The 13,125-nt window shown below is 68.7% G+C and carries 10 protein-coding genes; 4 read left to right on the plus strand and 6 right to left on the minus strand.

The genetic code is table 11. The features are described from left to right. Window positions 1-3: 3 nt before the first annotated feature. From CRP49_RS07335 to CRP49_RS07360, 6 genes are all read right to left on the minus strand, one after another. Window positions 4-1,341 (minus strand): CpaF family protein, encoded by a 1,338-nt coding sequence (locus CRP49_RS07335; RefSeq protein ID WP_097252670.1) that lies wholly within the window; start codon window positions 1,339-1,341, stop codon window positions 4-6. A gap of 18 nt (window positions 1,342-1,359) precedes the next feature. After that, the gene (locus CRP49_RS07340; protein WP_097252671.1) at window positions 1,360-1,713 is read right to left on the minus strand and encodes a TadE/TadG family type IV pilus assembly protein; all 354 of its coding nucleotides are present in this window, start codon (window positions 1,711-1,713) and stop codon (window positions 1,360-1,362) included. Between the two features lies 1 nt (window position 1,714). Further along, on the minus strand, window positions 1,715-2,098 hold the full coding sequence (locus CRP49_RS07345; protein ID WP_097252672.1) for a TadE/TadG family type IV pilus assembly protein: 384 nt from the start codon (window positions 2,096-2,098) through the stop codon (window positions 1,715-1,717). Window positions 2,099-2,101: 3 nt separating this feature from the next. Further along, entirely contained in the window at window positions 2,102-3,337 is a 1,236-nt protein-coding gene (locus tag CRP49_RS07350; RefSeq protein WP_097252673.1) for a P-loop NTPase, read from the minus strand. Window positions 3,338-3,349: 12 nt separating this feature from the next. After that, complete coding sequence (gene cpaB / locus CRP49_RS07355; protein WP_097252674.1) at window positions 3,350-4,057, minus strand: Flp pilus assembly protein CpaB; 708 nt, start codon at window positions 4,055-4,057, stop codon at window positions 3,350-3,352. A 61-nt stretch (window positions 4,058-4,118) separates the two neighbouring features. Further along, complete coding sequence (locus CRP49_RS07360; RefSeq protein WP_373560387.1) at window positions 4,119-4,946, minus strand: hypothetical protein; 828 nt, start codon at window positions 4,944-4,946, stop codon at window positions 4,119-4,121. A 358-nt stretch (window positions 4,947-5,304) separates the two neighbouring features. On the opposite strand from CRP49_RS07360, the gene CRP49_RS07370 reads away from it, so the two are divergent. The 4 genes from CRP49_RS07370 (at window position 5,305) to CRP49_RS07385 (ending at window position 13,093) form a co-directional block, all read left to right on the plus strand. Then, on the plus strand, window positions 5,305-6,999 hold the full coding sequence (locus CRP49_RS07370) for a chitinase (RefSeq protein ID WP_097252676.1): 1,695 nt from the start codon (window positions 5,305-5,307) through the stop codon (window positions 6,997-6,999). A 192-nt stretch (window positions 7,000-7,191) separates the two neighbouring features. Continuing rightward, complete coding sequence (locus tag CRP49_RS07375; protein WP_097257239.1) at window positions 7,192-7,689, plus strand: hypothetical protein; 498 nt, start codon at window positions 7,192-7,194, stop codon at window positions 7,687-7,689. Beyond that, on the plus strand, window positions 7,686-8,345 hold the full coding sequence (locus tag CRP49_RS07380; RefSeq protein ID WP_097252677.1) for a hypothetical protein: 660 nt from the start codon (window positions 7,686-7,688) through the stop codon (window positions 8,343-8,345). Before CRP49_RS07375 ends, CRP49_RS07380 begins: the two co-directional genes overlap by 4 nt. Beyond that, window positions 8,345-13,093 (plus strand): putative T7SS-secreted protein, encoded by a 4,749-nt coding sequence (locus CRP49_RS07385; protein WP_097252678.1) that lies wholly within the window; start codon window positions 8,345-8,347, stop codon window positions 13,091-13,093. Before CRP49_RS07380 ends, CRP49_RS07385 begins: the two co-directional genes overlap by 1 nt. Window positions 13,094-13,125 lie beyond the last annotated feature (32 nt).

The raw sequence follows: 13,125 nt of genomic DNA on the forward strand, positions 1-13,125 counted from the left end.
GGCCTACCTGGCTTCTCGGGTGGCGAGCTGATCCGCGGAGTGGGCGACGCCGAAGGCCTGCGGGATGGGTTGGCCCGCCATGTAGAGGCGGTCGGCGGTACGGCGTGGCAGCGGGAAGTACTCGAAGCTGCCGTACACGCGGCCGTCGTGGGTCATGGGCCGGGCGTGGAAGCGGGCCGCGGTCGCCAGCCGGTACGGCTCGCCGCCGTGGCTGTCGAGCAGGGCGATCTCGGTGATGCGGCGGGCGCCGTCGGCGAACCGGGTGAGCTGGACGAGGACATCGACGGCGCTGTTGATCTGGTCGTGCAGGGCCACGAAGGGCACCTCGACGTCGGACATGGAGGCGAGGGTCTGCAGCCGGGTGAGCGCGTCCTCGGCGCTGTTGGCGTGGACCGTGGCCAGGGAGCCGTCGTGGCCCGTGGACATGGCCTGGAGCATGTCGAGGGACTCGCCGCCGCGGACCTCGCCGACCACGATCCGGTCGGGCCGCATGCGCAGCGAGTTGCGGACCAGGTCGCGGATGGTGACCTGGCCCTTGCCCTCGACGTTCGGCGGCCGCGACTCCAGCCGGACCACATGGGTCTGCTGGAGCTGGAGTTCGGCCGAGTCCTCGATGGTGATGATGCGTTCATGGGCCGGGATCAGACCCGAGAGCGCGTTCAGCAGGGTGGTCTTCCCGGTGCCCGTCGCCCCCGAGACGATGATGTTGAACTTGGCCTGCACCAGTCCGGCCAGCAGGAACACCATGTGCTCGTCGAGCGAGCCGAAGCCGATCAGCTCCTGGAGGGTGAAGGAGCGCGGGAAGCGGCGGATGGTGAGGATCGGGCCGGTCAGCGACAGCGGCGGGATGATGACGTTGACGCGCTCGCCGGAGGGGAGGCGGGCGTCCACCATCGGGTTCGACTCGTCCACCCGTCGGTTGACCGTCGACACGATCCGCTCGATGGTCTGCATCAACTGGTCGGCGGAGACGAAGCGCAGCGGCAGCTGCTCCACCCGGCCGCCGCGTTCCACGAAGATCGCGTCCGGGCCGTTGACCATGATCTCGGTGATCGACGCGTCTTCGAGGAGCGGTTCCAGGATGCCGAGGCCCAGCGCCTCGTCCACCACGCGGCGGATCAGCTGGGAGCGCTCCACCGTCGACAGCACCGGGCCCTCGCGGCTGATGATGTGCCCGAGCACCCGCTCCAGGCGGGCCCTGCGCTCGGCGGCGGCCAGCGAACTCATCTCCGCGAGGTCGATCTCCTCCAGCAGCTTGGCCCGGTAGGAGGCGACCAGATGCCCGTCCTCGCCCCGGCTGCCGTGCTCCTCCGGAGTGTTGATGCGTGCCCGCAGGCTCATGGGTTCGCTTCTCCTCGGTCAGTGGTCGCGGGGCATGGTGGCGGACTTCTCGGCGGGGTCGAAGTGCCAGCCGGGGACGATCTGGGGGATGTCGACGGACGCGGTGACGGTGACCGAGTCGTCCCCTCCCCCGCTCTCGCCGCAGGTCACCGTGAGCCCGCCGCTGACCGCCTGCGCGCACGCCTGTTGAGCCGACTGCCCCAGCGACGCGGCCCGCGCCCCCGCCCGGGCCGCCGTACCGGCCTGCTCGGCGGCGTAGGCGACCGCCCCGATCTGGATGCCGGCCAGCCCGACGATCAGCAGGACCGGGACGAACCCGAGGTACTCGATGGCGACCTGGCCCGCATCGCGGCGACGACGGCGGTACGACATCTCAGTCCTTCACCTCCTCCACGGCACCGGCGTGGCCGTGCACCGTGACGGGGAAGTCGATCGAGCCCGGGAAGAGGACGGGCACCTTGACGTGGACATCGGCCGTGACATAGCCGGACGGACTGCAGGTCACCGACGCGCCCCCCTTCCACGCCCCCGACAGGTGCTTCAGCCCGGCCGCCTCGCACGCGGCCTGCCGCTCACCGCCCCGGTGCGCCGCCGTACCCGCCCGCACACCCTCGTCCGCAGCATTCCCCGCGAGCGTGTACGCGTACCCCACGAGCACGCACTGCCACATGAGCACCAGCGTCAGGATGATCAGCGGAGTCATCCCGAGGAACTCGATGCTGACCTGCCCCCGATCGCCTCCCGGCCGTCTGCGCACGCCTCACTCCTTCCGCCGCCGGAAGCCGACCGCCCCGCGGCCGCCCCCGCGATGGGACCCTTCGGGCGCCTTCGCCAGCCCCAGTTCCCCGGCGAGGCTCCACAGGGCCTGCTTCACCGTGCTCCTGCTGTCCAGCTCGTGCAGCCGCCCGGCGTCGACGACCCCCTGCAGCTCCTTGAAGTTGGCGGGTACGGCGGTACGCGCCACCGCCGTACCGGTGATCCGCTGGACCAGCACCGGCTGGATCTCCGTACTCCGCGTATGCCGGTTGACGACCACCGTCGTCTCCTCGGCCTTGCGGATCTGCAGCCGGTCCCACATGCGCACGGTCCGCTTGGCGGCCCGTACGGCGACCACGTCGGGCGTGGTCACCAGCAGCGCGGTGTCGGCCATCTCCACGGCCACCGCGCTCGCCGCGCCGAGCTGGGCGCCGCAGTCCACCACGACGACCTCGTACCGGGAGCGCAGGACGCCGACGATCAGGCGGGCGGCCCGGTCGGTGACCTCCTCGCCGCGCTCGCCCTCGCCGGGGGCGAGCAGCAGGGCGAGGCCGGTGTCATGGCGGAAGACGGCGTCGGCGAGGACGCGCGGGGTGATGTCGCTGATGGCGGCGAGGTCCACGACCGAGCGGCGGAACTGGACGTCCAGGTAGGAGGCGATGTCGCCGGTCTGCAGGTCGAGGTCGACCAGGGCGGTGGACCGGCCGGAGGCCTGGGCGGCGAGCGCGAGCTGGATCGCGGTCAGGGTCGCGCCGACGCCTCCCTTGGCGCCGCTGACCGTGACGACCGCGCCGCCGACACCGCCGAGGACGTCGGAGGCACCGTGGCCGAGATGGCGCCGTACCCCCGTCGACCACTGGGCGACGGCCTGGACGCGGCTGGCGAGTTCCTCGTACGACAGCGGGAGCGCGACCAGGCCGCGGGCGCCGGAGTCCATGGCGGCGGCGAACAGGCCGGGGCTCGTGTCGGTGGTGACGAGTATGACGCCGACGGCGGGAAAGCGGAGCGCGACCTCGCGGATCAGCTCCAGAGCCGGAACCGGGCCGATCCGCTCGTGTACGACGACCACCTCGGGCAGCTCGTCCACCGACTCGGCGGCGAGGCGGGCGAGGGTGTCGACCAGCTGGGTGGAGTCACCGACGGGCGGCTGCGGTTCGGCGTCGGGGAGCTGGCTGAGCAGGGTGGTGAGGGAGCGGACGGCGTCCGGGTCCGCACCGGCCGGAAGGATCCTGGTGGGCATGCGGGCCGCCTCTCACTTGTCCGTCGCGAGTTCGTAGGTGCGGTCCTTGTCCGGGACGCTGGTCTCGCTGCCGGGTGCCACCAGAGCGAGCCTTACCCGCTGGGCGAAGGACTCGGCGTAGGTGATGCGCTGGGCATCGAGGGTGGACAGCGCGAAGGTGATGGGGACGGCCTCGGTGGGCTGCTGCTGGTTCTTGCTGCTGTCGGGATCGAGGGCGGTGATGTGGCCGACGTCGAGGACCCGGGCGTTGGTGACGATGATCTTCGACTGGTCGGGGTCGCCGTCCTTCTTTCCCTCGAAGGTGGCGTACACGTTGACGCGCGACCCCGGCGTGATCTTCCCCGCCACACCCGTGGCCGCGTCGATCATGATGGCGACCTCCTGCTGGCCCGGCTGGAGGGCGGGCTGGTCGACGATCATGTCGGTCTGCAGCAGGGACCCGGCGCGCAGCGTGGTGACGGCGATCTTGCCCTGGATCTGCCGCAGATCGGTGACGGCGTTGCCGGACAGCCACCGCTTCGGCATCTTGATCTTCTCGAACTGGCCCGTGTTCAGCGCGGTGTACGGCTGCACATCGGACCTGACCCGGTAGGCGCTGACCTCGGGTCCGACCTTGGACTGCACGTCGTCGACGACGGAGAGCACGCCGGCGAACGCGCCGAGGGCGCACAGGACCGACAGGATCAGGAGTATCACGCCGCGGCGCTGACGGGAGTTCATGAACCGTGCAACCTCATTGGGGGAATCGGTCGAGCGGGAGGGTGAGTGACGTCGGTGCGGGTCAGGCGGGCGTGCGTTGCTCCAGGGCGCGGGGAGCCGGGGGTTCGTGGACGGGCGGGGTGGCGGAGCAGAACACGCAAAGGTCGCCTATGACGTCGAGGCCGCACCAGTGACACCTGGACTGCCGGACCGAGGTGACCAGTTGGTACAGGACCGACAGATCGGCGAGATAGCTGCAGAACTCGACCATCCGCCCGGTCCCCCACCACCGCGGGGACTCGGCGGGAAGCGGGGTCTCGCGCAGCCCGTGCGGACTCCACGCTTCCGCCAGTCCGGCGATCCAGTCCGTCTGCAACTGCCCCTTGGCGACGAGCATCCACGTACTGAACTCGGGCCCCTTGAGCGTGGCGCCGGGGGCGACCTTGACGAGCTGCGGCTCGGGATGGGCGACGACGGCGAACTGGCTGCCCGGCACCCACGACTTGGCGTGCGCCTTGAGCCCGACGGGCACCCTGTCCAGCCGCGCGACCGATCCGAGCACGGCACCGGCGTGGATGTAATGAGTGAGCAGCCGCCCGGCCGAGGCCAGCACACCCGGACTGAGATCACAGGAGGCCAGCTGCCGCAACTGCCTGGCCAGCACGGCCGTACCGAGCGGGGGAAGCTCGGGCCGGAACAGGGCGATGCGGTCGCTCTCCAGCAACGACCGCAGGGTGTACAGCCGCCGTATCACAGGCTCCGGAACGGCCTGGGAGCACACGACCACGACATACCCGTACTGCTCGGTCAGGGCGTGGAGTTCGGTGAGGGCGTGGTCGAGCGGGCGCTGGTCGAGGTCGCGCAGCACGACGGCGGGCATGGTCCGTTCGTCCTGCGCCGGCAGTGCCATGTCGGCACTGGTCACGGCAATGACAGTTGGCACGCGCAGCTCCCCGCTTCTTCACACCCTTCGGCCCACCGGTGTAACTCCAATGCGCCAGGACGACTTCATTGCGTGACTACCTGAGCACTGTATCCACGCCCCAATGACCGGAGAACAGCGTTTGTGTAGCTCGTGTGGAACTCTCTGGGCACAAGTCCCGCCAAAACCGGACAGGTTGAGCATCGGACCAGGGGTGATTTTGGTCTGGACCTCTTGACAGCGCAATTGGTCTGGACCAACTTGTAGGCCAGCGGTGGCCACCGTCCCTCACCCCTCTCTCCCCGCAGACTCCCCACCGGAGGCCCCAGTGGACCGCGCACCAGGCATGCCCAGACGCAGACGACGGATCGCGATGTGGTCCGCCGCCACCTCCCTAGCCCTCTCGGTGGCGGGCCTCGCCGCCACCCCCGCGTCCGCGGCGGACGTCAACAACGTCAAGAACGCCGGCTTCGAGTCGGGCCTGACCAACTGGACGTGCACGGCGTCCAGCGGCACGACGGTCTCCTCCCCGGTCCACGCCGGCGCCTCGGCCCTGAAGGCGACCCCGGCCGGGCAGGACAACGCCCAGTGCACCCAGTCGGTGGCGGTGAAGCCCAACTCCACGTACACATTGAGCGCATGGGTGCAGGGCGGCTACTCCTACCTGGGCGTGACGGGCACGGGCACGACGGACGTGTCGACCTGGACCCCCGACTCGTCCTCCTGGAAGCAGCTGTCGACGACGTTCACGACGGGCGCGTCGACAACATCGGTCACGGTGTACACACACGGCTGGTACGGGCAGGCCGCGTACTACGCGGACGACGTCTCGGTCTACGGCCCGGACGGGGGCGGTGGCGGCGACCCGGCGCCGACGGTCCCCGCCGCCCCTACCGGCCTCTCGGTCTCCGGTACGACGTCCTCCTCGGTGTCGCTGTCGTGGTCCGCGGTGTCGGGCGCGACGGGCTACAACGTCTACCGCAACGGCACGAAGGTGACGGCGGTGACGGGCACGTCGTCGACCGTGACCGGCCTGTCGGCGTCGACGTCGTACTCCTTCCAGGTCACGGCGACCAACTCGGCGGGTGAGTCGGCGAAGTCGACGGCGGTGACGGGCACGACGACTTCCGGGAGCAGCGGCGGAGGCGGAGGGAGTCTCCCCAAGCACGCCGTGACGGGCTACTGGCAGAACTTCAACAACGGCGCGACGGTCCAGAAGCTCTCCGACGTCCCCTCCGCGTACGACATCATCGCGGTGGCCTTCGCGGACGCGACCTCGACCCCGGGCGCGGTGTCCTTCAACCTGGACTCGGCCGGCCTCGGCGGGTACACGGTCGACCAGTTCAAGGCGGACATCAAGGCCAAGCAGGCGGCCGGCAAGAAGGTCATCGTCTCCATCGGCGGCCAGAACGGCACGGTGTCGGTGAGCGACTCGACCTCGGCGACCAACTTCGCGAACTCGGTGTACTCGTTGATGCAGACGTACGGCTTCGACGGGGTGGACATCGACCTGGAGAACGGCCTGAACGCGACGTACATGACGCAGGCGCTGCGCGCCCTGTCGGCGAAGGCGGGCTCGTCCCTGATCATCACGATGGCTCCGCAGACGATCGACATGCAGTCGACGTCGAACTCCTACTTCCAGACGGCGCTGAACGTGAAGGACATCCTCACGGTCGTCAACATGCAGTACTACAACAGCGGTTCCATGCTGGGCTGCGACGGCAAGGTGTACTCGCAGGGCTCGGTGGACTTCCTCACGGCCCTGGCCTGCATCCAGCTGGAGGGCGGCCTGTCCCCGTCCCAGGTGGGCCTGGGCCTGCCGGCCTCGACGAGCGCGGCGGGCAGCGGGTACGTGTCGCCCTCCGTGGTGAACAACGCGCTGGACTGCCTGGCCAAGGGCACGGGCTGCGGTTCCTTCAAGCCGTCGAAGACGTACCCCGATCTGCGGGGCGCCATGACCTGGTCGACGAACTGGGACGCGGCTTCGGGGAACGCGTGGTCGGGGTCGGTGGGGGCGCATGTGCACGGGATGCCGTGACATGAGCGTCTCGATCGTCGCTGTCGTCTCTGTCATCTCTGTCGTCTCGGTGTGAGGACGCCCGGGCCCCGGTGTGGGGTCCGGGCGTCGTCGTGTGCGCCTCTCTGCCGATGGACAGATTCAGCCAAAGGCCCTCCCGTGTGCTGAGTACCGCGTTGCGTTCGGCAACGGACCGATGTGATGATCCCGGACATGGCTGATCACGGGGGTGGCGCCGACTCGTCGGGGCCGATACGCAGGTCGCCGCTGGCAGAGTACGCGGAGCCGGCCGACGCGGACGTATCTCATGGGGCTCCCGCTCCCTCCCAGGCAGAGGACGTCGCGCGCAGGCGCCGTGAGTTCGCTTCCGTACTGGGCGAGTTCCGCCGTACGGCCGTGCTGGTCCCCCTCGACGAGTCCTCGGTTCCACTGACCGCAGACCACGGCGGCATCCGCTGGATCCTGGCCTTCTCGAACGAGTCGACGCTGGCGCGATTCGCGATCGCGCGGGGTGAAGGGGACCGGGAGTGGGCGTACCAGCGGGTGCTGGGCGCCAGGTTGCTGGATGCAGGGGTTCCGGCCGTCGGGGTGCCGTGCGGGGTGGCTCTGGACTCGGCCAGCGGGGACGAAGGGGTGCTGTTCCCTCCGGTGGCGGGGATCGTGCCGGACTCGGCGGCCGTAGACGTGAGGAACGGGGAGGCACCGCAGTGAGCGGGGGTGGGGGCGGCAAGGACATCAGGGCTGCCGGGCTGGACGAGATAGCGAAGGGCATCACGCAGACGCTCGCCGAACTACGCGAGTTGGGCGTGGACAGTCTGGCCGGGGTGGGCCGTGGCTTCTCGAACCTGGAACTGTCCGGACTCCAACTCGGCCACGATGGCCTGACGTCGAAGTTCAAGTCCTTCTGCGAGCGTTGGGAATGGGGTGTGCGCGCCCTGGTGACGGAGGGCAACACCTTCGCGGAGGACGTGGGCCTGTCGGCGGGCACGCTCTACGAGACGGACCAGTACGTCGGCGGCGCGCTGAAGGTCGGCTACAACTCGGTGGTGGGCAACCCGTACGCGTCCGAGGACGACGTGACGAAGATGAGCTGGGACGAGCTGAGGCGGAGTGACGCCGACGCCCTGACCCACCCCGACTACAGCGCGGAGTCCTTCTCGGACGCGTGGGAGACGAGCAAGCAGAGCTTCAAGGACTCCGGACGCGACGTCATGACCGGATCACTGGGCCTGCCGCCGGGCGTGACCATGGACAACATCAACCAAGCGACCGGAAACAGCGACGACTACAACCGCATGCTGGACGACATGTGGGGCCCGTCCCCCGAGGAACGCGCCCGTGCGGCCGAGCAGGGCGGTGAGGGCTGATGGGGCTCGGTGACCTGACCAACGACCTCCTCGGTGGCGCCGGGCACGTCATCGACTCCGGCAAGAAGTTCGTCGGAGAGGGCATCGACAAGGGCACCGACCTCATCGGTGCGAGCCTGGACAAGGCCGGCGCCCACGACTGGGCGGACAAGGTCGAGCACTACGGCGACAGGGCCGCATCCGCCCTGGGCGCCACCCCCGGCGAGAAACAACTCGGCGAGACCGACGACCCGACCGACCTGGTCCACGGAAACGCGACGGACATCCAGGCCACCGCCAAACACCTGAAGGACTTCCACAAGGCCTTCGACCACGTCGGCCAGGGCATGCGGAAACTGGACTCCTCGCAGTGGCAGGGCGAGGCGGCCGAGGCGTTCCGCAAGAAGTTCGCGATGCATCCGGTGAAGTGGCTGCATGCGGCGGATGCCTGCTCCAAGGCCGCCGCGGCCCTGGAGACGTACGCGGAGACGGTCACCTGGGCGCAGAAGCAGGCCAAGGACGCGATCGACCTGTACAAGGCGGGCACGGAAGCCTCCGCGAAGGCGAAGGCCGCGTATGACAAGCGCTCCGACGCCTACAAGTCCGCTGTCGCTTCGGGCGACAAGGACCCGGGCCCGGACCCCGGCAAGTTCGACGACCCCGGCACCGCCGACCGCAAACGGGCCGACGAGATCCTGAACGAGGCCCGCAAGCAGCGCAACACCGCTGCCGACACCGCCGCCAAGGCCGTCGACACGGCCCTCGCCCACGCCCCCGCCGAACCACCTCCGCTGACCCGGCTCAAGGTGGACGCGGCCGACGGCTTCGACGCCTTCAACACCGAGGCGGTCCACTTCGGCGCCGGCGCCATCAAGGGCACCACAGGTCTGGTGAGCATGGCCCTCAGCGCCAACCCACTGAACCCGTACAACCTGGCCCACCCCGCCGAGGCCCTGAAGCACCAGGCGATGACGCTGGCCGGTCTGGTCTCCAGCGCCACGCATCCGGAACGGACGCTGAAGCAGAACTTGGGCGACTTCCTCAAGGATCCGGCCGAGTTCGGCGGGCGGTTCGCTCCTCAGGTGCTGCTGACCGACGGGGTGGGGGCGGAGGTCAACGGGGTGCGGGCTGCGGCTGGGGAGAGAGCCGCAGCAGAGGACGCGGCAAAAGCAGCTGCGAAGCACGAGGGACAGGCGGGGGCCGGGGCAGAGACCGGGAACTCTGCCCGGCAGACCGTGAACGAAGACCCGCCGGCGACCTCCCACGAGCAGAACAGCACGGTAAGCAAGGGCACCGACCCGATCAACCTCGCCACTGGCAAGATGTACCTGCCGCAGACGGACGTCGCGCTCCCCGGTGTACTGCCCCTGATCCTCAAGCGGCGAGTGGAGTCCGGCTACCACCTGGGGCGCTGGTTCGGCCCGTCCTGGTCCTCCACCCTTGACCAGCGCCTGGAGATCGACGCCGAGGGAGTCGTCTTCGTCACGGAGGACGGCCTGCTCCTGGCGTACCCGCACCCGGCCCCCGGCCTGCCCACCCTCCCCAGCCACGGCCCCCGCTGGCCGCTCGACCGCGTGGCCGACGGCTACACGATCACGGACCCCGGCACACACCGCACCTGGCACTTCGCCGACCGAGGCGAAGACCTGGCGGTGCTGGAGCAGATAGACGACCGCAACGGCAACTGGATCACCTTCGAGTACGACGCGGAGGGTACGCCGATCACGGTCGTCGCGAGCAGCGGGCAGGCTGTACACGTCACCACGGACTCCGGCCACATCACGGCCTTCCACCTGGCCGCAACCGGCGAGGAGCTGAAGCGTTACGGCTACACGGACGGCAACCTCACGGAGGTCTACAACTCCTCCGGCCTCCCACTCCGCTTCACGTATGACGAGGCGGGCCGGATGACCTCTTGGACGGACTCGAACGACCGCAGCTACACGTACGAGTACGACGACCGGGACCGCTGCATAGCCGAGGGCGGCTCGGCGGGACACATGGCCCTGCGTCTGTCCTACGGGGACCCGGACCCGGGAACCGGTCTCCGGACCACAACAGCGACGACGGGTGAGGGCCACTCCCGCCGCTACCTCGTCAACGACGTCTGGCAGGTGATCGCGGAGACCGACTCCCTCGGTGCGACCACGCACTACCAACGCGACCGCTACAACCGCCTGCTGTTCCAGACGGACCCGCTGGGCCACACGACGACGCTCCGCTACGACGAAGAGGGCAACCTGACTTCGGTCGTCCGCCCTGACGGCCGCGAGGCGAGGGCGGAGTACAACGAACTCGGTCTACCGGTCAAGGTGGTCAACCCGGACGGCACGGTATTCCGACAGGCCTACGACGAGCGCGGCAACCGCACCTCGGTGACGGACCCGGCGGGTCAGACAACCCACTTCACCTACACGGGGGCCGGCCACCTCACCTCCGTAACCGACCCGCTCGGCAACACGACAAGGATCGTCTGCGACCGCGCAGGCCTCCCGCTGGAGATCACGAACCCGCTGGGCGCGACCACCCGCTACGAGCGGAACGCCCTCGGCCGCCCGACCGCGATCACGGACCCCACCGGCGCAACGACGCTGCTGGAATGGTCGATCGAGGGCCACTTGACCCGCCGTACGACCGCAGACGGCACCTCCGAGTCCTGGACGTACGACGGCGAGGGCAACTGCACCAGCCACACCGACCCGATCGGCGGCGTCTCCCGCTTCGAGTACACCCACTTCGACCTGCTGACGGCCCGCACGGGCCCGGACGGGGTCCGCTACGAGTTCGACCACGACAGCGAACTGCGCCTGACGAAGGTCACCAACCCACAGGGCCTGACGTGGACGTACGAGTACGACGCGGCGGGCCGCCTAGTGGTGGAGACGGACTTCGACGACCGCATCCTGACCTACGCATACGACCCTGCAAGTCGTCTCACTTCGCGCAGAAACGTTCTTGGCGAGGTGGTGTCCTTCGAGCGCAATGAACTGGGCCAGGTGACTCGCAAGGATGCGGCAGGCCAGATCACGACCTACGCCTACGACTTTACCGACCAGCTGGCGCAGGCAACAGGCTCCGACGGCACCACCCTCACCCTTCTCCGCGACCGCTACGGCCGGCTGCACTCGGAGACAGTCAACGGCCGCACCCTGACGTACACCTACGACGAACTGGGCCGCCGCACCGGCCGCACAACCCCCACGGGGGCGACCACCACCTGGACGTACGACGCCGCAGGCCGCCGCACCGGCATGGTGGCCTCAGGCCGCACCATCGACTTCACCTACGACGAGGCAGGCCGCGAGTTGTCCCGCCATATCGGTGGAACGATCGCCCTGGAGCACACCTTCGACGCGCTGGGCCGCCTCACCGCCCTGTCGGTGACGGGTGCCGAAGGCCGCACAGTCCAACACCGGGCGTACACCTACCGAGCCGACGGCAACCTGATCGGCATCGACGACCAGCTCACCGGCGCCCGCCGCTTCGACCTGGACGCGGCGGGCCGGGTGACGGCGGTACATGCGGCGGGGTGGACAGAGCGATACGCGTACGACGAGGCGGGCAACCAGACACAGGCGAGCTGGCCGGCCAACCATCCCGGCCAGGAGGCAGTCGGCCCCCGCGCCTACACAGGCACCAGCATCACCCGCGCCGGCAACGTCCGCTACGAACACGACGCCCTCGGCCGCATCACCCTCCGTCAGAAGACCCGCCTGTCCCGTAAACCCGACACCTGGCGCTACGAATGGGACACCGAGAACCGCCTGACGTCAGTGGTGCCCCCCGACGGCACCCGCTGGCGCTACACCTATGACCCGCTGGGCCGCCGCACGGCGAAGCTTCGCATGACGGCGGACGGCGAAACGGGCGTGGAACGCGTCGACTTCACCTGGGATGGCACCACCCTCTGCGAACAGACCACTACGTCCGCAGACCTCCCCAACCCGGTCACCCTCACCTGGGACCACCAGGGCCTGCGCCCCCTCACCCAAACAGAGCGCATCACCGCGGCCGACGCACCCCAGGACGAGATCGACTCCCGCTTCTTCGCCATCGTCACCGACCTCGTCGGCACCCCGAGCGAACTCATCGACGAACACGGCGACATCGCTTGGCGCACCCGCAGCACCCTGTGGGGAACGACGGCGTGGGCCGCCAACAGCGCCGCCTACACGCCCCTACGCTTCCCTGGCCAGTACTACGACCCCGAAACAGGCCTCCACTACAACTACTTTCGCCACTACGACCCCGAAACCGCCCGTTACTTCACCCTCGACCCGCTCGGACTTTCCCCAGCCCCAAACCCCACCGCCTACGTCCATAATCCTCACGCATACTCCGATTCACTCGGACTCGCTCCAGATTACCCTGGCGAGGAAAACCAACGAGGGACCTTTGATTTTCGGGATCCGAATCCGAACCACCCTCCCGACGAAGCAGCAACGGAGGCCATGAGGGCGGCACCAATCGGCGGGAACATTGATTGCTCAGAGATCGCCGAGTACATCCTCCGAGAAGGTGGCGGACAAGGGAAAATAATAAACTTCACCGCACGCAACAGCCCCGAAATCGTAATCCCTGAGAAGATGGGCCAGGAGCTGACCACCTATCGCTACCATGATGTCTACACGGACGGAAGGTACGTGTACGACCCGGCAATGAGCCGAAACCCGATTCCGTACGGGGACTACGAAAGGGCAATTCGGCTATCGAACCCGGGAAAGAAGCTAATAGTTACAGATGGAGGGTACTCCGGCCCCCTCTGGTAATATTTGATTGGGCGTCTCATGTCGACACGAAA

The sequence above is a fragment of the Streptomyces sp. Ag109_G2-15 genome (assembly GCF_900215565.1).
GTDB classification, from domain to species: domain Bacteria; phylum Actinomycetota; class Actinomycetes; order Streptomycetales; family Streptomycetaceae; genus Streptomyces; species Streptomyces diastatochromogenes.

What these genes read in the sequence shown, in the direction of transcription:
- CRP49_RS07335 (WP_097252670.1), bottom strand. Translation starts at nt 1,341, where the DNA reads ATGAGCCTGCGGGCACGCATCAACACTCCGGAGGAGCACGGCAGCCGG.
- CRP49_RS07340 (WP_097252671.1), bottom strand. Translation starts at nt 1,713, where the DNA reads ATGTCGTACCGCCGTCGTCGCCGCGATGCGGGCCAGGTCGCCATCGAG.
- CRP49_RS07350 (WP_097252673.1), bottom strand. Translation starts at nt 3,337, where the DNA reads ATGCCCACCAGGATCCTTCCGGCCGGTGCGGACCCGGACGCCGTCCGC.
- cpaB (WP_097252674.1), bottom strand. Translation starts at nt 4,057, where the DNA reads ATGAACTCCCGTCAGCGCCGCGGCGTGATACTCCTGATCCTGTCGGTC.
- CRP49_RS07360 (WP_373560387.1), bottom strand. Translation starts at nt 4,946, where the DNA reads ATGGCACTGCCGGCGCAGGACGAACGGACCATGCCCGCCGTCGTGCTG.
- CRP49_RS07370 (WP_097252676.1), top strand. Translation starts at nt 5,305, where the DNA reads ATGCCCAGACGCAGACGACGGATCGCGATGTGGTCCGCCGCCACCTCC.
- CRP49_RS07375 (WP_097257239.1), top strand. Translation starts at nt 7,192, where the DNA reads ATGGCTGATCACGGGGGTGGCGCCGACTCGTCGGGGCCGATACGCAGG.
- CRP49_RS07385 (WP_097252678.1), top strand. Translation starts at nt 8,345, where the DNA reads ATGGGGCTCGGTGACCTGACCAACGACCTCCTCGGTGGCGCCGGGCAC.